The 18,943-nt window shown below is 70.8% G+C and carries 14 protein-coding genes; 2 read left to right on the top strand and 12 right to left on the bottom strand.

Going from position 1 to position 18,943, the window contains the following annotated elements:
* Positions 1–18: 18 nt before the first annotated feature.
* From DEW08_RS26260 to DEW08_RS26205, 12 genes are all read right to left on the bottom strand, one after another.
* Positions 19–822, bottom strand: a complete 804-nt coding sequence (locus DEW08_RS26260; RefSeq protein ID WP_109332911.1) for a polysaccharide deacetylase family protein — start codon at positions 820–822, stop codon at positions 19–21.
* A complete protein-coding gene (locus tag DEW08_RS26255) occupies positions 819–1,964 on the bottom strand; it encodes a glycosyltransferase family protein (protein ID WP_109332909.1) in 1,146 nt (381 codons plus the stop codon). The genes DEW08_RS26260 and DEW08_RS26255 overlap by 4 nt, the downstream gene beginning before the upstream one ends.
* Entirely contained in the window at positions 1,955–2,566 is a 612-nt protein-coding gene (locus DEW08_RS26250; protein ID WP_109332907.1) for a histidine phosphatase family protein, read from the bottom strand. Before DEW08_RS26250 ends, DEW08_RS26255 begins: the two co-directional genes overlap by 10 nt.
* Positions 2,563–3,675, bottom strand: a complete 1,113-nt coding sequence (locus tag DEW08_RS26245; RefSeq protein WP_109332900.1) for a glycosyltransferase family 4 protein — start codon at positions 3,673–3,675, stop codon at positions 2,563–2,565. Before DEW08_RS26245 ends, DEW08_RS26250 begins: the two co-directional genes overlap by 4 nt.
* Positions 3,672–4,934 (bottom strand): glycosyltransferase family 4 protein, encoded by a 1,263-nt coding sequence (locus DEW08_RS26240; protein ID WP_109332899.1) that lies wholly within the window; start codon positions 4,932–4,934, stop codon positions 3,672–3,674. Before DEW08_RS26240 ends, DEW08_RS26245 begins: the two co-directional genes overlap by 4 nt.
* A 25-nt stretch (positions 4,935–4,959) precedes the next feature.
* Positions 4,960–6,216, bottom strand: a complete 1,257-nt coding sequence (locus tag DEW08_RS26235; RefSeq protein WP_109332898.1) for a glycosyltransferase family protein — start codon at positions 6,214–6,216, stop codon at positions 4,960–4,962.
* Between the two features lie 284 nt (positions 6,217–6,500).
* Positions 6,501–7,655 (bottom strand): ABC transporter permease, encoded by a 1,155-nt coding sequence (locus DEW08_RS26230; protein WP_109332895.1) that lies wholly within the window; start codon positions 7,653–7,655, stop codon positions 6,501–6,503.
* Positions 7,652–8,677 (bottom strand): ABC transporter permease, encoded by a 1,026-nt coding sequence (locus DEW08_RS26225; protein ID WP_109332894.1) that lies wholly within the window; start codon positions 8,675–8,677, stop codon positions 7,652–7,654. Before DEW08_RS26225 ends, DEW08_RS26230 begins: the two co-directional genes overlap by 4 nt.
* Before the next feature lie 6 nt (positions 8,678–8,683).
* Complete coding sequence (locus tag DEW08_RS26220; protein WP_109332885.1) at positions 8,684–10,639, bottom strand: ABC transporter substrate-binding protein; 1,956 nt, start codon at positions 10,637–10,639, stop codon at positions 8,684–8,686.
* Positions 10,636–12,387: an ABC transporter ATP-binding protein gene (locus tag DEW08_RS26215; RefSeq protein WP_109332881.1), complete on the bottom strand. Its 1,752-nt coding sequence runs from the start codon at positions 12,385–12,387 to the stop codon at positions 10,636–10,638. Before DEW08_RS26215 ends, DEW08_RS26220 begins: the two co-directional genes overlap by 4 nt.
* Positions 12,388–12,536: 149 nt before the next feature.
* Positions 12,537–15,599 carry an ABC transporter transmembrane domain-containing protein gene (locus DEW08_RS26210; protein ID WP_109332880.1) on the bottom strand — a complete coding sequence of 1,021 codons (3,063 nt, stop codon included), beginning with the start codon at positions 15,597–15,599 and terminating at the stop codon, positions 12,537–12,539.
* A 451-nt stretch (positions 15,600–16,050) separates the two neighbouring features.
* A complete protein-coding gene (locus DEW08_RS26205) occupies positions 16,051–16,794 on the bottom strand; it encodes a DeoR/GlpR family DNA-binding transcription regulator (RefSeq protein WP_245987002.1) in 744 nt (247 codons plus the stop codon).
* A 296-nt stretch (positions 16,795–17,090) separates the two neighbouring features.
* Between DEW08_RS26205 and deoC the strand changes: the two genes are divergently transcribed.
* Together deoC and DEW08_RS26195 are read left to right on the top strand one after the other, a co-directional pair.
* Positions 17,091–17,762, top strand: coding sequence for a deoxyribose-phosphate aldolase (gene deoC, locus DEW08_RS26200; RefSeq protein ID WP_109332870.1), 672 nt, complete (start codon positions 17,091–17,093; stop codon positions 17,760–17,762).
* A gap of 100 nt (positions 17,763–17,862) precedes the next feature.
* Complete coding sequence (locus tag DEW08_RS26195; protein ID WP_109332868.1) at positions 17,863–18,924, top strand: autoinducer 2 ABC transporter substrate-binding protein; 1,062 nt, start codon at positions 17,863–17,865, stop codon at positions 18,922–18,924.
* Positions 18,925–18,943 lie beyond the last annotated feature (19 nt).

Below are 18,943 nucleotides of genomic sequence, written 5' to 3'. Positions count from 1 at the left end.
GCTCAGGCTCCCGCCGCCTCAGGCCCCCATCATCTCCGGCCCCATCATCTCGGGCACGGTCGGCCAGCGCAGCGCCGGATGTCCGGCCAGCCGGTCCAGCAGGGCCTCCAGCAGGCCCCAGATCGCCGCGTCATGCACCAGATGGTGGGTCAGCAGGCCGATCGGCTCCTCCGGGTCGCGCCGCCCCTCGCGCCGGTCGGCCAGATGCCGGCGGAGCGCGTCCAGCAGCGGCTCCGGCGCGACGGCCGAGCGGCCGCCGTGCCAGTCGATCAGGTCGAGATGGGTGTTCAGCCAGCGCAGCCCCGCAGGCCGCTCCGCCGCGATCCGGTCGCCGAAGGCGGAGACGGCGCGGAAGCCGGCGCCGGCCAGCAGGTCGGGCATGTCCGGCGCCATGCGGTTCCACGGCGGCACGAACAGCGGCAGCAGCCGCTCGCCGTAGAGGCCGCGCAGCCGGTCGAGCGCCGCGACGGCGTCCGCCCGGCGCGCCCCGGCCGGCCGGCCGGGCCCGAACTCGCACTTCTTCTCGCCGGCCGCCGCGTGGTTGGCGTGCGCCCAGCCATGGACCAGCAGCGCCACCTCCGGCCGGCCACCGGCCGGCTCGGCCAGCGGGTCGATCAGCGACGGCTCGGCCGCCGCGGCGATCACGGCGAGGCCGAGCGGGATGCCGGCGTCGCCGCACAGCCGCAGCAGCCGGCGCAGCGCTGGCGTGTCGGCGACCGCGTCGTCGTCGCGCAGCCAGACCGGGCAGCGCCGGCCGAGATCCGCCCAGCGCGCCAGCTCCTCGTCCAACGCCTGCCAGCCGCCCGAGTGACCGTCGATCATCGCTCCCGCTCCCGCATCAGCCGCTCCACGATCCCGACGCTGTTGGCGGCCCCGGCCAGCGATGCGGGGGCGAGCGGCTCCGGCGCCATGCCCAGCACGCCCTCCAGCGCCGCCGCCAGCGCCGCCGGGGTCAGCGCCGCCTCGCGCAGCACCGCGATGCCGGGGCGGCGGGCGAGGATGGCGGCGCGGGTCGCCTGCTCGGTCTCCCGCCCGTCCTCGAAGGGGATGAAGACGCTCGGCACGCCCAGCGCCAGGCAGTCCAGCGCCGTGTTGTAGCCGCAGCGCCCGACCGCAGCGGCGGCCCGGCTCAACAGGCTGCGGAAGTCCGGCCGCACCGGCTCCACCACCAGCCGGTCCTCCGGCGCCAGCCCGCGCAGCCCGTCGGCGAAGGCGGCGTCGCCCGGCGCATGGAGCAGCCGCCAGCGCCGTCCCGGCGGCCCGGCGGCGGCGCAGCGCGCCGCCACCTCGAACACGGCCCGGCCGACCGGACCGCCGCCGGCCGTCACCAGGACCTCGCCGCGGCCCTCCTCCCCATCCTCCGCCGGCGGGGGAGGGGGGGTCACGAAGCCGGTATAGTGCAGCATCCCGCGCATGACCGGGGTCAGCGGCCAGCTCGCCTCCAGCGGGATCACCGCCGGGTCGGAATGGACCAGCACCCCGTCATAGAAGCGCAGCAGCCGTGCCTCCGTCTGCGCCACCCGGGCCGGCTTGGAGGGCGGCGCCAGGATGTCGCGGACGGAGGCGAGCACCAGCGGCCGGCGCGGCCGGGAGGCCACCCACTCCAGCAGGGCCTCGAACTCGCCGGCCAGCGCCCGCCGGCCGAAGGGGAACAGCTCGGTCACCAGCAGATCCGGCTGCAGCCGGTCGGCCAGCGCGGTCAGGGCGTGCCGCCGCTCCTCCAGCGCCGCGGCGTCGGCGGCTCGGCCATCGGCGGTCAGCAGGGTGGAGAAGTCGGCGCCGTCGCTCGCCAGCGGCGGAAGCTGGTGGAGCGTCACCCCGGCCGCCCGCAGGTGGGGCGCCGGCCGGCCGCCGCTGGCGACCTCGACGGTCCAGCCGGCGTCGGCGAAGGCTTCGGCCAGCGCCAGGGCGCGGGCGAGGTGCCCGCTGCCCAGCAGGTGGGTGACGGCGATCATCAGGCGCATGGCAGTCTGTCTCCCTCCGGCGGCGACACCGGCCGCAGCGTGCCATCCGGGTCGAGGGCAAGGGCATAGAGCCGGTCGCGCTTCACCCGGAAGGGGGGCGCCCCCCGGAACGGCCAGCCCCAGGCCATCGCCAGCAGGACGCGGATCACCCCGACATGGGTCACCGCCAGATGGGCGGGCTCCGCCATCCGGGCAAGGTCGGCCAGCCAGCCGGACAGCCGCTCCCGCACCTCCGCCGGGCTCTCGCCGCCGGGCGGGCGGAAGTTCCAGCCCCACTCCTCCAGGTCGCGGTAACCGGACTGCGGGTCCGCCCGCAGGTCGACGCCGCGCCGCCCCTCCCAGTCGCCCCAGCCCATCTCGGCAAGGCGGGGGTCACGGCGCACGGTCCGGCCGCCGCCCAGCCGCTCCGCCGTCTCCACCGCGCGGGACAGGGGGCTGGCGTGCAGCGCCGCCGCCCGCCACTCCTCCGGCAGGGACAGGCCGTCGAGCCGCCGCCGCCCCTCCTCGTCCAGCGGAATGTCGGTCCGCCCCTGGATCCGCCCCTGGCGGTTCCATTCGGTGACGCCATGGCGCAGCAGCGCCAGCCGCTTCGCGCCGCTCATGGCAGCAGGCTCCCCAGCAGGTGGCGCAGCCGCTCCGCCGCGGCCTCCAGGCTGTGATGGGCCTCGACATGGCGGCGGGCGTCCCGCCGCATGGCGGTCAGCCGCTCGGGCCGGTCGAGCAGCCCCGCCACCGCCCTGGCGAAATCCTCCGCGTCGGGCGCCGTCAGCAGCCCGCCCAGCCCATGGCGGATCACCGTTCCGGTGCCGGCATTGTCCACCGCCACCACCGGCGTGCCGTGCGCCTGGGCCTCCAGATAGACCATGCCGAAGGCCTCGTTCAGTCCCGGCCACGGCATCAGGTCGGCAGCGGCGTACCAGGGCGACAGCGCTTCCGGCGGCAGCAGCCCGTGACGGCGGACCCGCTCGCCGAACGGCGCCAGCAGGGCCGCCACCTCGTCCGCCGCGGTGCCGTCGCCGATCACGTCCAGCCGCCAGGGCCGCCCGGCGATCCGCTCCAGCGCCCCGGCCAGCAGCCGGTAGGAGGCCAGCTTGTCCCCCGGCCGCATCATCGCGACGGTCAGCAGGCGGGGCGGCTCGCCGGGACAGGGCCGCTCCACCGGCGGCGGCAGCTCCAGGAAGGGGGGAAGTCGCCCGACCCGCTGGCCGGGCGGTCCATAGGCCTCCACCGCCTGCCGGTCGCGCTCGCTGACGCACAGCACCATCGCCGCGCCGTCGATGGCGGCCTCCGCCGCCGCGGCGAACCCCGCCCACGGGCCGTCCAGCCGCTTGCGCGCCCGCGACGCCTCGGCGGCGACATAGGGGATGCCCAGGTCCGCGGCTACCGCCGGCCCGATCAGGTCGGGCGCCTTGTAATAGACGTGATAGCTCAGCCACAGCGCCGGCCGCCGCCCGGGCTCCTCGCGGTAGAGCCGCAGCAGCCGGTCGCGCTCCGCCGCCGCATCGCCGGCGATGGCCCGCTGCGCCGCCGCGTCGCCGCGCCCGTCATAGCTGCGCAGCCGGCTGGCGATCTCCGGCCGGAACCCCGCCTGGGCCAGCGCCCGCAGCAGCAGCCGGGCCATCTGCCGGTCGCCCGACGGCACCGGATGGTCGGGCGCCTTCAGCGGCGCATAGAAGGCGACCGGCCGGCCCGTCGTCAGCGCTCCGGTCATGCCGTGGCCGTGCTCCCGGCGCCGGCCAGCCGGCGGACCAGCCGGTCGATGCCCGCGGTCATGCCGAACTCGGCGGTCAGCCGGGCCTGTGCCGCCTCGCCCAGCCGCAGCCGCAGGCCCGGATCCCCCAGCAGGCGCGACAGCCCCGCGGCGATGGCGTCCGGCTCCGGCTCGGTCAGCAGGCCCTGCGCGCCGTCCGTGATGAATTCGGGGATCGCCGAGACGGCGGTGGACAGGATGGCCAGCCGCTGGCTTGCCGCCTCCATCAGCACGTTGGGCAGCCCGTCGCGGTCGCCGTCGCCGGCGATGATGCTGGTCAGCACGAACAGGTCGGCATGGCGCAGCGCCTCGATCACCGCCGCCTGGTCCTGCGCGCCGCGCCACTCGATGCGCTCCGTCAGTCCCAGCCGCGCCGCCTGCGCCCGCAGATCGTCGCGCTGCGGCCCCGACCCGATATGGACGAGGCGCCAGTGCAGCCCGGCCGGCAGGCGCGCCAGCGCGTCGAGCAGCCGGTCATAGCCCTTCTTCTCGACCAGGCGGCCGACCGACAGGATCTCCACCGCCCGCCCGGCGGAGGAGCCGTCGCGCACCAGCGCGCCGGAGCGGTCGGGCGGCGGCGGAAACCGCCCGAGGTCCAGCCCGTGGTAGACGAGGTCGATCCGTCCCGGGTCGGCGGCCAGCGACCGCAGATGGTCGGCGCCGGAGGCGGTGCAGGTCACGCCGAAGCGGGCCTCGGCCAGCTTCTCGCGCTTGTCCCACGCCTCGGTGGTCCAGATATCCTTGGCATGGGCGGAGACTCCCCACTCCAGTCCGCGCAGCAGGGCGGCATAGCGGGCGACCGAGGCGGGGGTGTGCAGGAAATGGGCGTAGAGGAAGGTGACGTCCGCAGGCAGTTCCGCCGCCAGCACGATCGCCTGCCCGAACCGCCGTCCGCGGTTGGCCGTCGGGTCGCGGCGCAGGTCGCGCAGCCAGACCCGCGTCGCAGCCCACAGCCGGCGCAGATCCAGCCGCGGCAGGGCGCGCAGCAGGCGCAGCGGCTCCTGGTACAGATATTCCGGCAGGTAATGGACCGGTGCGGTGATCCGCTCGTTCAGCGCATGACGCCGGCTGTCGGTCGGATGCCGCAGCGACCAGATGGAAAAGACGATCCCGCGCTCCTGCAGGGCGAGCAGTTCCTGCGCGATGAAGGTCTCCGACAGGCGCGGGTATCCCTTCACCACCACGGCCAGCCGCAGCGGGGGCGTCGTCCCGTCCCTCATTCCCGTGCTCTCCTCTCCACCCCGGCTAGCCGCGGCTGCCCTGGACCGCCAGACGGGGGGCGTGCTCCTCGGCGTCCTCCAGAAGGTCGCGGGTGAAGGCGACGATGTTCTCCAGGCCGCCCAGCAGGTCGCCGACCGGGCTCGCCGAAGGCGGCTTCTGGTGGACGAGGTTGCGGATCGCCTCGGCCATCACCTGCGGCGCGGTGCCGTCGCGCGCGGTATCCAGCATCCGCACCAGCCCCAGCGACTCCGCCGCCTCCGCCCGGATGTGCTGCTCCATGCGCGGCCGGGTGCGCGGCGCGATGACCGACGGCTTGTCGAAGGACAGGATCTCGCAGAAGGTGTTGTAGCCGCCCATGGCGACGACGCCCACCGCCCCGGCATACAGCTCCTCCATGCGGGAATGGAAGTCCATCGCCTCGACCCGGCCCTCCAGCGCCGCGATCCGTTTGGCGTAGTCCCGGCGCAGCGCCGCGTCGAGGAAGGGGCCGTAGACGATCAGCGCACGCGGCGACAGGCTGGGGTCGTTCTCGTAGGCGGCGAGCGTCCAGTCCACCAGGGCGGCACCGTCGCCCCCGCCGCCGGGCGTCACCAGCACATAGGGATCGCCCCGGACGGCGTCGGCGACGTCGGCCGGACAGCCCCGGCGCAGATAGCCGGTGTAGCGCAGCCGGCCCTCCACCTCGGGCGGCAGATCGAGCCCGGCCAGCGGCCGGAACACCTGCCGCAGGCCGTAGATCCACACCTCGTCGTAATAGCGGTCCACCGCCGCCGGCGCGCATTTGCGCTCCCACTCGGGCCGCAGGGCGTCCGGCGAATCCAGCACGTCGCGCAGCCCCAGAACCACCTTGGCGGTGCCCAGCGCGCGCAGCAGCTCCAGCGCCGGCAGCATCTCGCCATGCAGGCCGGTCGGCTCCTTGTCGACGATCACCAGCGCCGGGCGGAAGGACTGCACGGTCGCGCGGATGATGTCCGCCCGCATGGCGCTCACCTCCTCGACCGGCAGGCCCAGGCTCTGCGAGCAATAGCGGCCGTCCTGCCGCTTCACCACGCCGGGCAGGCGGATATGGTCCACCCGCTCGGGAAAGTCGAACCGTCCGGCGACCGGCGATCCCGTCAGGATCAGGGCCGAGGAGTCCGGAAAGGCCGAGACCAGCGCCTGCGCGATGGTGCGCGAGCGGCGCAGATGGCCGAGGCCGAAGGTGTCGTGGCTGTAGAGCAGGATGCGGGGCGGCGGGCAGCCGCCGCGGTCCGAGCGCAGCGCGGTCAGGCGTTGGGGCATGCTATGGGACTCCGCATCAGCTTCGCTTCGGAACGCACTCGCACACTAACAGAAGCGGCAGGCCTCCCCAGCTAGGGCCAAGGCATTATCCTTTAAGGCGTAGCCGCCGCTTGCCGTTGGGAACGGGCCGCCGTCCCGGCGGTTCCCGGCCCTGACGCCCGGGCGGAAGGAGGGACATCCTGTCGTGCCTGCCCTGAGGCTGCTCGTCCGGGCGCGCAGTATCGTCCCCGGCGCCGCCGTACCGCAACATCCGATCTCGCTGCTGCGGTATCGGCCGGCGCAGATCAGGCATGATGATAGGGGTCGAGCGCGTCCCGCAGTCCGTCGCCCAGAAAGTTGAAGGACAGGACCACCAGCATGACCGGCAGCATCGGCGACAGCACCCAGGGATAGGACTCGACCGCCATCAGGTTCTGCGCGTCGTTCAGCATCACACCCCAGCTCGTCGCCGGGGGCCGCAGGCCGAGCCCGAGGAAGGACAGCGCCGTCTCGCCGAGGATCATCGACGGGATCGACAGGGTGGCGCTCGCCAGCAGGTGGCTCGCGAAGTTGGGCAGCAGGTGACGGCGGATGATCCGGCCGGGCGAGGCGCCCATCAGCTCCGCCGCCATGACGAAGTCCTCCTCGCGCAGCGCCAGGAAGCGCGACCGCACGGCGCGGGCCAGCGACGGCCAGTCCAGCAGCCCCAGGATGACCGAGATGCACAGGAACACCGTCACCGGGCTCCAGTGCGCCGGCACCGCCGCCGACAGCGCCAGCCACAGCGGCAGCTCCGGCAGCGACTTCAGGATCTCCGACACGCGCTGCACCGTCCAGTCGGCCCAGCCGCCGAAATAGCCGGCGATCCCGCCCAGCGTGATGCCGATCCCGAAGGACACGGCGATGCCCAGAAGCCCGACGGTCAGCGACAGCTTCGCCCCGATGGCGAGCCGCGAGAGGATGTCGCGTCCCAGCCGGTCGGTGCCCAGCAGATGCAGCGTCGCCCCCGGCGGCGGGCAGACCAGCCGCAGCCGCGCCTCGACCAGCCCGAGGAACCGGTAGGGCGCGCCGTCGCAGAAGAACTCCAGCGGCATCGGCCGGCCGGTGTCGGCGGTGTAGCGCCAGCGGTAGGATTTCAGGTCCGGCTGCGCGGTGGTCGGATAGACGAAGGGGCCGACGAAGCGCCCCTCGTGGACCAGATGCACCCCCTGCGGCGGGGCGTAGAGATGCTCCACGTCCCGCTCGTTGGCGCCGTAGGGCACCAGGAAATCGACGAAGGGCAGGCTGAGGTAGGAGAATCCCAGGAACAGCGCCGCCAGCACCGCCAGCCGGTGGCGCAGGAAGCGGCGGAACATCAGCCGGCCGGCCGACGCCCCCGGATCGAGGGTGGAGGCGGCGGGCGGCTCGTCGTCGGGCGACCAGGGCTCCGGATCGACGGTGTGCTTCCAGGTCCCGGTCATCCGCGCGGCCTCCTGCTCAACCGGATCCGCGGGTCGAGCAGGGCCAGCAGGATGTCGGAGACCAGCATGCCGACCAGCACCAGGATGGAGATGAACAGCAGGATGAAGCCGGCGAGGAACTGGTCCTGCGAGCGCAGCGCCTCCAGCAGCGCCGGGCCGATGGTCGGCAGGCTCAGCACCACCGAGATCAGCACCGACCCCGACACCAGCGAGGGCAGCAGCGACCCGATGTCCGAGACGAAGGGGTTCAGCGCCATGCGCAGCGGGTACTTCACCAGGCGGCGCACCGGCGGCACCCCCTTGGCCTGGGCGGTCACGACATAGGGCTTGCCCAGCTCGTCCAGCAGGTTGGCGCGCAGGCGCCTCACCATGGCGGCGGTGCCGTGCAGGCCGATGACGATGGTCGGCACGATCAGGTGGTGCAGCACCGACAGGATCTTGTCCCAGCTCATCGGCTGGTTCTCGTATCGCGGGTCCATCAGCCCGCCGATCGGCAGCCCCAGCCATTTCTGGCCGTAATAGAGCAGGATCAGCGCCAGCAGGAAGTTCGGCGTGGCGAGCCCGACATAACCGACCGCCGCCGCCAGGTAATCGACCCAGCTGTTGGCGCGGATCGCCGCCAGCGCCCCCAGCGGGAAGGAGACGAGATAGACGAACAGCACCGCCGCGAAGTTCAGGATCACGGTGAACCACAGCGTCTCGCCGACCACCTCGGCGACCGGCTTGCCGAACTCGAACGACCAGCCGAGGTCGCCCTGCAGCAGCCCGTTGAATCCGCTCGGCCCCGGCCAGACGCCGATCCAGATCAGGTACTGCTCGTGGATCGGCCGGTCGAGCGCATATTCGTGGCGCAGGAACTCCGCCTTGGCGAGGCCGGATTCCTGCCCCGTCGCGCGCAGCTCGGCGATCTGGTTGGACAGATAGTCGCCCGGCGGCAGGTTGATCACGACGAAGATCAGCATCGACACCACGATCAGCGTCGGGACCATGATGCACAGCCGGCGGAGGATGTAGCGCAGCATCGGCCGCTATCCCTTCTTGTCCGGATCGATGAAGAAGAACTCGTCCGGCCGGTAGATGCCGAAATAGGCGCCGGGGTCCCACAGCCACAGCGCGCGCTCCGGCACGTTGCGCAGGCGCCTGCTGACGACGACCGGCTGCGGCGCCTCCGCCACCAGGCCGATCACCAGGACGTTGTCGGCATGGATGTCCAGCATGCGCTCCCAGATGGCGCGCCGCTCGGCCTCGGACCCGGCATAGCGCCAGGCGCGCGCCAGCTCCAGCAGCCGCGCCGCCACCGTCATGGTGACCGGCTCCCCCGCCTTGCCGGAGGTCTGGTAATGCTGCCCCCATTTCGGCCAGCAGAAGCTCTCCTGCATCATCGGGGCCAGCTCCATCGGGTTGCTCTCCGGCTCCGGCACGCCGTTGTCCCAGCCGCTCCACACCGCCATCATCACCTGGCCGGCATAGACGCGGTTGCGCAGCACGTCGCGGTCGGCGGTGCGGACCAGCAGCCGGACGCCGATGTCCCGCCAGGTCTCCGCGATCAGCTGCAGGGCGTCGGTGACCTCCGGCCTCTCCTCCGCCGTCTCGACGATGACGTCGAGCGGCCGTCCGTCCGGCAGGGTGCGGTAGAGCTCGCCGCGCGGCCGGCGCAGCCCCATCTCGTCCAGCAGCGCCCCCGCCTGCTCCGGGTCGTAGCCGGCCCACCTCCCGTGCCGCTCCGGCTTGTAGAGCGAACTCATCGGCAGCACGCCGACCCCGCCCTCGCGGGCGAGACCGAAATAGAGCGAGCGGTTGATGATCCGCCGGTCGATGGCGAGCGACAGGGCGCGGCGGAACCGCAAGTCCTGCAGCACCGCGCGCCATCCCGGGTCGTTGTAGTTCAGGTTGGGGTAGAGCGCGATCTCCGCCCCCTTGCCCGACGGCCACAGCCGCGTCGCATAGCCGCCGCCCTCCTCGCCGGAGACCAGGACCGGCACCTGGGTGAAGGACAGCCCCTCCGCCTGCAGGTCGGCCTTGCCGGTGGCGACCTGCGCCGGGATCAGCCCGCCGGATATGACGGTCACGTCCAGCCCGTCGGCATAGGGGAGCTGCACGCCGTTCGCATCGAAGCGGTGGTAGTAGGGATTGCGCTGGAACAGCAGGTGCGTCCCGCTGCCCTTGGACACCGCCATCCAGGGCTGCAGCGTCGGCTCCGCCGGGTTCTCCATGCGGAACATGTCGTCCAGCGCGTTGTGCAGCGCCGCCCAGTTCCGCACCTTGTGCTTGGCGATCAGCGGCGCCAGCGCCTCCTCGGGGGTGTAGCGGGCGTGGAACCGCTTCAGGTAATGGCTCGGCCGGTAGATGAAGGGCGGCCGGGCGGCGGCCAGCGTCGGCAGGAAGTCGGGGTTCTGCTCCGCCCAGCGGAACCGCACGGTCTGCGCGTCGGGAAACTCCACCTGCGGCGGCTGGCCGTTCACCAGCATGAAGCGCGGCGGACCGGAGGGGGAGAGCATCGGATTGTTGGCGATGTCCTCCCACCAGTAGCGGATGTCCTCGCTGGTGAAGGGGGCGCCGTCGGACCAGCGGTGGCCGCGCCGCAGCCTCAGCGTGAACTCGCGCTCCTCGACCACCTCGACCGACTTCAGCAGGTCGGGCACGATCTCCCGCCGCTCGTCATATCCGACCAGCCGGGCATAGCCGTAGAGCACGGCCAGCCGGCTGTTGCGCCGCTGGGTGATGAAGGTGCGGATCCAGCCGCCCGGCTTGCCGAGGCTGCGTCCCTTCGCCGCCAGATCGACGACCAGCGGCTCCTCCGGCATCCGGCGGGCGACCGGCGGCATCAGGCCGTAGGTCACTTCCTCCTCGTACAGCGGCGTCTCGCGCGGCGTGAAGGCGGAGGCGGGGGCCGGCAGCAGGGCGGACAGCAGGCCGGCGAGCAGCAGCGCCCGGCACGGCCGGCCCCGGTAGGGCGCGGATCGCAGGAACTCCCGCATCGTCATGCCGCCCGCCGCACGAAATGGTCGGGCGCCACCTGCACCAGCGGAAGGCCCCCCCCGGCCGGCGGGCGGAAGGGTTCCGGCCACAGGTCCGGCTTCCCCGCCCCCAGCGCCACCGTCCGGATGTCGATGCAGCGCCTGACGTCCGGCGTCGGCGAGGCGGCGATCAGCGCGCGGGTGTAGGGGTGCAGCGGGGCGGAGAACAGGACGGACGGCGGCGCCTGTTCCACCACCTGGCCCGCCCGCATCACCGCCACCCGGTTCGCCAGCCGCGCCACCACCGCGAGGTCGTGCGAGATGAACATCAGGCTGAGGCCGAGGCGCGCCTTGATCTCCTCCAGCAGGTCCAGAACCTGCGCCTGCACCGACACGTCGAGCGCCGAGGTCGGCTCGTCGCAGATCAGCAGCATGGGGTCGAGCGCCAGCGCGCGGGCGATGCTGATCCGCTGGCGCTGGCCGCCGGAAAAGGCGTGCGGATAGCGGCAGGCCCAGGCGGGATCCAGCCCGACCTGCTCCATCAGCCTGCGCACGCGCCGGCGCCGGTCAACCGCCGTCCCGATCCGGTGGATCGCCAGCGGCTCGGCGATGATCTCGCCGACGCTCATCCGCGGACTGAGCGAGGCGTAGGGGTCCTGGAACACCATTTGGGCGAACCGGCGGTAGCCGCAGCCGACGGCCGCCGCCTGCCCGGTCAGGTCGATGGCGGTGCCGTGGCGGTCCGGCCGGAACAGCACCCTTCCGCCGGCGTCGGGCAGGTCGGCCAGCATGGCGATGCGGGCCAGCGTGGTCTTGCCCGATCCCGATTCGCCGACGATCGCCAGCGTCTCGCCGCGCCGCACCGACAGGTCCACGCCGTCCAGCGCCTTCACCCGCGCCTCTCCGCGCTCGAAGGTCTTGGCGACGTTGTGGAACTCCAGGATCCAGTCCTCGACCGGCAGCGGCCGGCAGCGCGGCAACTGCTCGGGAATCGTCGGAGCGGCGGCCATCAGCCTGCGGGTGTAGGGGTGCAGCGGCGCCCCCAGCACGTCGGCGCAGCCCCCCGACTCCATGACGCGCCCGCCGCGCATCACCACCACCGCATCCGCCATGTTGGCGACCACCCCCAGGTCGTGGGTGACCAGCAGGACCGCCATGCCGGATTCCGCCTGCAGATCCTTGATCAGGCTCAGCACCTGCGCCTGCAGCGTGACGTCCAGCGCCGTGGTCGGTTCGTCGGCGATCAGCAGGCGCGGATGGCCGACCATCGCCATGGCGATCATCGCCCGCTGCCGCAGCCCGCCCGAAAGCTGGAACGGATAGGAGCGGAAGGCGCGGCCGGGGTCGGGAAATCCCACCCGCTCGAACATCCGCAGGCATTCCTCCTTCGCCCCCCGGCGCGAGACGCTGCCATGCAGGCGCAGCACTTCCATCGTCTGCTCGCCGATGCTGTGCAGCGGCGACAGGGCGCTCATCGGCTCCTGGAAGATCATCGCGATCCTGCTGCCGCGGATGGCCTGCAGGCGGGAGGAGGGCAGGGTCAGCAGGTCGACCCGGTCGGCGCCGTCGCCGAACAGGATGGAGCCGCCGCACACCTCCGCCCCGCGCGGCAGGATCCGCAGGATGCTGCGGCAGGTCAGCGTCTTGCCGGATCCCGATTCGCCGACCAGCGCCACGCTCTGCCCGGCGTCGATGGAAAACCCGACTCCGTCGACCACCGGCCGCAGGGCAGGCGAGCGGCCGAACCGGATCGACAGATTCTCCACCTTCAGCATCGCGAGACCTTCGCAGTGGACGGGCGGACCGGGCGGGCGGACCGGACGGATGCCCCTTCCTGAACAGCCGGCGGCCGCCCTGGTCGTGATCCTACCCTATTTGCGTACATACGCCACTGTGCAGCGTCGCCTCTCCCGCGATGATGCTCTCAGGGTGGCGCCTCGCTGGTCAGGCGGCGGCCGACCTGGCGGATCACCCGCATCGGCAGGGCGGGCACGGCGGGCAGGATCCGCAGCAGCGTCGTGCCGTCCAGCCGCAGAACCCGCAGGTCGGTCCGCGCGCGGATCGTCGAGAAGCGGCGGGTGCCGGCCAGCAGCTCCATGTCGCCGAACACCTCCGGCGGCTTGATGTAGGCGAGGTGCAGCGGCTCGCGGCCCTCCATCAGGCGGACCAGCTCGGCCTCGCCCTCCGCCAGCACGAAGACGTACTCCGACGCTTCGCCGCTGCGGTAGATGTAGTCGCCCGCGCGCACCGTCCGCCAGTCCGACGCGCCGAGCAGCCGGCGCAGGATCGGCTCCGGCAGGTCGGAGAAGACGGAGGAGCGCGACAGCAGCCGCAGCGCCGCGTCGTCATGGTCGCCGGTTTCTCCCGCGCCGCTGCCGTCCTCGTCGTGTTCGGCGCCGTCATGGCCGCGGCGGACCAGCCGGCCGTCCTCCAGGTCGTAGAGCGCGTCGAAGGACGGGTCGTCCTCGATCCGCTCCTCCAGCACGATCAGCGTCATGTGGGGGAGCAGTTCCTTCATCCGCTTGAAGATGTTCAGCCGCTCCGCCGGATCGTAGCTGTTCAGCGCCTGGTAGATCACGTAGATGTCCGGCTTCTTCAGCAGCCCGCGGACGAGCTGCACCCGCTGGCGCACGCTGATCGGCAGCAGAGAGCCGCCGATTCCGACCTCGCCCAGCGCCACCAGGATCAGCACATAGGCCCGCCCGTCGGTCTGCTCCAGCGCCTCGTCCACCAGGGCGCGCAGTCCGGCGAGCGCCCGCGGCTCCTCCGTCGTGACGCGGCCGAACAGCAGGTTGTCCAGCACGTTCAGCCGCGGGTGGTAGAGATCCGGGTCGAAGAAGGCGATCTTGCTGCGCAGGCTCTCGTCCGTGTCCTCCAGCAGGCGGCGGCGGACCGCCATGATCGCCTCCCGCTCCGCCGGGGGGACCAGTTCCTTGCCGTCGCGCTTGGGCACGATCATCAGGAACATGCAGGCGAACAGCAGCTTGTCCGCCTCCGACTGGCGGCGTTCCAGCTTGTCGGCCCGGCGCTTCAGGCGGGTCACCGCCTCGACCAGATCCTCGAACAGCGTATCGTCGATCAGCGGATAGCGCATGATCAGCACGTCGCCCTGCGAGCGGTCCTGGTAGACCGAGACGATCCGCATGGCGAAGCGGCGGCCGATGCGCACCGCCGGCTCCCACAGCCCGTGCTCCTCCATCAGCGCGCGGATCGCCGGTTCCGCCACCAGCCGGCTCACCGTCAGATCCGGGTCGTTCGGCAGGCCGAACAGCATGTTCTCGGCAAGGCTGGCATAGGGGTTGAACCGGTCGCGGTCGAACCGCTCCAGCATGCCGTCCATGCCGCGGGCGGCCATCGCCTCGCGCAGCCAATGCCGCGCGCGCAGCAGCGGTTCCGCGACGAAGGGATATTCGTCGGGGTCGAACACCTCGCGCAGGCCGCGCTCATAGATCTGGGCTTCGCCGCCGGTGGCGTTCAGGCACTGCATCAGCCAGGGCCGCATGCTCTTCCAGTCGGTGGCGCCGACCATGCCGAAGTCGGTCCAGATGTCGGCCATGCTGTCGGTCGAGTTGCCCGAGGCCTTCGCCTCCTCGATCTGGCGCCGCCGCGCGGCGGTCATCGTCTCGGGATCCTCCGGCGGCGGCCGGTGGCGCAGGCCGTAGGTCATGTTCTGCATGATGCTGCCGGTGAACATCCGCGGCTCCGGCCCGGCATAGGCCATGCGGCGGCCCAGCAGCTCCAGGGGCAGCGTGTCCAGCGGCTGGTCGCCGACCAGGATGCGGCCGGAGGTCGGCGGCGACAGCCGCACCATCATCTCGGCCAGCCGGCGCAGCGCCAGCGCGTTGCTGCCGGCGATGCCGATCATCGCGCCGGGCTGGACCTGCAGCGTGATGCGCTGCAGCATGCGGTCGCCATACTCGTTGGCCCAGCTCACCGACTCCAGCCGGTAGGGCGCGCGCAGGCCGGGAGGCGTTTCCGGGCCCGGCTGCGTCCAGTCGAACAGGAAGGGCGGGGAGAACTGCTCGACGATCTGCTCGTACTTGATCTGCGCGTCGATCGCGTTCTGGTAATAGTCCAGCAGCTCCTTCCACGGCGCCGTCAGATCCTTGAAGGCCGACAGCGCCGCCACCAGCGCCCCGATGCTGAGATCCCCCTTCAGCACGAAATAGCCGCCGATCGAGAAGAAGAAGAACGGCGTGATCTGGTTGATGAAGTTGTTGAGGAATTTAACGAAGTACTTCCTCTTGTAAATCTCCAGTCTTATGTAATAAATATCACCAAGGTACTTCGAGAATTCCGCCTTGACATAGCGGACGGTGCCGTTGACCCGGATCTCCCGCACGTTTTCGACGCTCTCGCCGATGCGTTCGGAAAGCTGGCGGACCTTCTTCACCCGCTCCTTGCCCAGGCGCTTCACCTTGATCTGCAGTTTCGGGATGATGTAGGCCTGCACCGGGATCATCGCGACGGAGACCAGCCCGATCATCGGTTCCTGGATGAACAGGAACAGCAGGATCGTCGCCATCGTGCCGCCCTGGTAGAGCGGCAGGGCGAAGGAATCGCCGATGAAGCCGGCCAGCGGCTCGGTTTCCGCCGTGATGGTGGAGATCAGCTCGCCCTGGCTGACATGCGAGAAGTGCGGCAGCGGGAAGCGCAGCATGCGGTCCAGCAGCATGAAGCGCAGGCGCCGGACCTGCCGCTCGCCCACCACCCCCTTGAAGGTGTTGATGCGCATCTTGAACACGCCGTTGGCGAGGACGAGCGCAAGGAACGCCAGGCACAGGACCAGAAGATACTCGACCGGGCCGAGCGTCAGCCCCATCAACTGCCGCTGCGGCTCCGGCTCGGAGATCGCGCGGTTGATGATGATCTTCGGCAGTTCCAGCGAGGCGTAGAGGACCGGGAAGGACGCGACGGTCAGCAGGGCGAGCAGGACTTGCTGCCGGGCGCTGTGCTTCCAGATATACTGGAAAACGTTCTTTTCCATAAATGACCTTTGGAAATCCGGGCGCACCAACCGGCCCGGACCGGCTTTACCGGGGCACGACAATATTGGATGAAACGGCCGGTTTTGCCAGTCGGCGCCCGTCGCCTCCCACTTTGGTCGGTAACCCGTCCGGCGTCATAGAACCGGTGGGGAACTCGGCCGGTGCCGCTCTCCCGTACCGTTTCCTGTCGCTGTTGCTCCGTTCCGGCGCCGCCGCTACTCTTCGGCCGTCACCTCTCCCCTGCTGCCCGACTCCCGCCGCGCCATCCCGGTGCGGGCGCAGGGCGGGTGTCGGATTGGGCAGCGGGTGCACAACGCCCGATAACGAACGATCTGGGCAAGCTCCTGAAACGACAGGAAGATTCGGCGGAGAACGCATTGTGCGCCGGAAAGACGCTGCACACCGTGCACAAGACCGCTCAAGGCCGGACCACCCGGGGAGGGAGGCCGGTCAGTCGATCACCAGGGCGATGCCGGCCGCTTCCATGGCCCGGCGCTGGTCGGGTTCGGCGCCGTCGTCGGTGATGACCGACTCGAAGACCTGCAGGTCGGCGAAGCGGGCCGGCTTGACCTTGCCGAGCTTGCTCGAGTCGACCACGACGTAGGAATGGACGGCGGTCTCGATCGCCGCCTGCTTGATCGGGATCTCGTGGAAGTTGGAGCAGCTCACGCCGCGCTCCGGATGGACGCCGCCGGCCGACAGGAAGGCCTTGTTGATGCCGATCTTGCGCAGCATCGCCAGCCCCTCCTCGCTGGCGAAGGAGACGGAGGAGCGGTGGTAGAGTCCTCCCAGCAGGACCACCGTCATGTTGGGATTCTTGCAGACGATCTCGGCCACGTTCATCGCGTAGCAGACGACGGTCAGGTGCAGGTCGGCCGGGATGCAGGCCGCCAGATGCGGCATGGTGGTGCCGCAGTCGATGAAGATCGTGTCGCCCTGCTCGATCAGCCGGGCGGCGGTGGCGCAGGCGGCCTGCTTGTTCTGGGCGTGGACGTCCTTTTCCCAGTCCAGGACATAGCTGAGGCCACCCTGCGGGTCCTGGCCGTTGACGATGTAGCCGCCGAGATAGGCCAGCCGCCCGTTGCAGGCGGCGACGTCCCGGCGCACCGTCATCTCCGACACGCCGAGCATGCGCGCCGCCTCCTTCAGGCGGATCACGGAGCCCCGCTCCAGCACTTCGGTCAGCCGGGTCAAGCGATCAGACCTGCTCTTGAACATGATCCCGCCTCGGGCCTCCCTGGTCCTGTGCAGCGCGGCAATGGATGCTGCATCGCAATATGACTTTCCAGAATAGAAAGGTCAGGATTGCTACCCCGAATGTCCCGCCAACCCTGGTGGACGACTTGTGCAGCGGGCCGGCTCTTTAGGATCTCTCCAATGATGATTTCATCTTGACGGGGAGCGGTCAACATGAAACGATCATACCAGAGTATGTGATAATCATCACACGAAGCTGTAACAAGCAGCGCCGGTAACGGGAGGGTGCAGCCATGCTGGCACCGAAGGAGATCCGCCACCCGGCGGATCTGGCATCTTACATCGATCACACCATCCTCCGGCCCGACGCCGGCCGGGCGGACGTGCTGCGCTGGTGCGACGAGGCCCGGCAGCACCGCTTCCGCTCGGTCTGCGTCAATCCGATCCATGTCCCGCTGGTCCACGGGCGGCTGGCGGGCAGCGGGGTGCTGACCTGCTCGGTCGTCGCCTTCCCCTTCGGCGCGACGCCGACCGCCGCCAAGGTGGCGGAGACGGAGCTCGTCGTGGCCGCCGGCGCCGACGAGGTCGACATGGTCATCGCCGTCGGCGCCCTGAAGGACGGCGACCTCGACGGCGTCCGCGCCGACATCGCCGCGGTCAAGCGGGCCTGCGGCGACCGGGTCCTCAAGGTCATCATCGAGACCTGCGCCCTGACCGAGGCGGAGAAGGTCGCCGCCTGCCGCCTCTCGCAGGAGGCCGGGGCCGACTTCGTCAAGACCTCCACCGGCTACGGCAGCGCCGGCGCGACGGCGGAGGATGTGGCCCTGATGCGCCGGACGGTCGGCGACGCCATGGGCGTGAAGGCGTCCGGCGGCATCCGCAGCTATGCCGACGCGCTCCGCATGATCCAGGCCGGGGCAAGCCGCATCGGCGCCAGCGCCAGCACGACCCTGATCCAGGGCTAGGCCGTCCCCGGCCGCAACGCTGCGGCACGACAACAAAGAACCGGTCCGGACACAAGGCCCGGACACCCGACTGGCAGGAACACACCAAGGAGCCTCCGCCATGAGAAAGCTTCTGTCCTCCTTTGCGCTTACCGCCACGCTGGCCGCGGCCCTGGCCGCCGGGCCGGCCTTCGCCGCCTCGGGTCCGGTGGACACGACCAACGTCCGCAAGGACGTGACCTCCCAGGCCACCAAGAAGGCCTACACCATCGCCACGGTGGTCAAGGTCGACGGCATCGCCTGGTTCGACCGCATGCGCGAAGGGGTGGAGCAGTTCAAGAAGGACACCGGCCACGACACCTTCATGGTCGGGCCGAGCCAGGCCGACGCCGCCGCCCAGGTCCAGATCGTGGAGAACCTGATCGCCCAGGGCGTCGACGCCATCTGCATCGTTCCCTTCTCGGTCGAGGCGGTGGAGCCGGTGCTGAAGAAGGCCCGCGACCGCGGCATCCTGGTGATCGCGCACGAGGCCTCCAACATCGTCAACGCCGACTACGTGCTGGAGGCCTTCGACAACAAGGCCTACGGCGCCAAGCTGATGGAGGTGCTGGGCAAGGCGATGGGGGGCGAGGGCAAGTACGTCACCACCGTCGGCAGCCTGACCTCCAAGTCGCAGAACGAGTGGATCGACGGCGCCGTCGCGTACCAGAAGGAGCATTTCCCGAAGATGTCGCAGGTCACCGGCCGGCTGGAGACCTATGACGACGCCAACACCGACTACAACAAGCTGAAGGAAACGCTGACGACCTATCCCGACCTCAAGGGGATCATCGGCGGTCCGATGCCGACCTCGGCGGGCGCCGGGCGCCTGATCACCGAGCGCGGCCTGAAGGACAAGCTGTTCTTCTCCGGCACCGGCCTCGTCTCCGTCGCCGGCGAGTACCTGAAGAACGGCTCGGTCCAGTACATCCAGTTCTGGGACCCGGCGGTCGCCGGGTATGCCATGAACGTCATGGCGACCATGGTGCTGTCCGGCAAGAAGGGCGAGATCAAGCCCGGCCTGAACCTCGGCCTCAACGGCTACACCAACCTCATCTCCCCCGACGCCTCGAAGACCAACCTGCTCTACGGCCAGGGCTGGGTCGGCGTGACCAAGGAGAACATGAAGGACTACAACTTCTGATCGGCTGCTGAACGACGCG

This window comes from Azospirillum thermophilum (genome assembly GCF_003130795.1).
Taxonomy (GTDB): Bacteria; Pseudomonadota; Alphaproteobacteria; order Azospirillales; family Azospirillaceae; genus Azospirillum; species Azospirillum thermophilum.
This window is presented reverse-complemented; position numbering and strand designations above follow the sequence as displayed.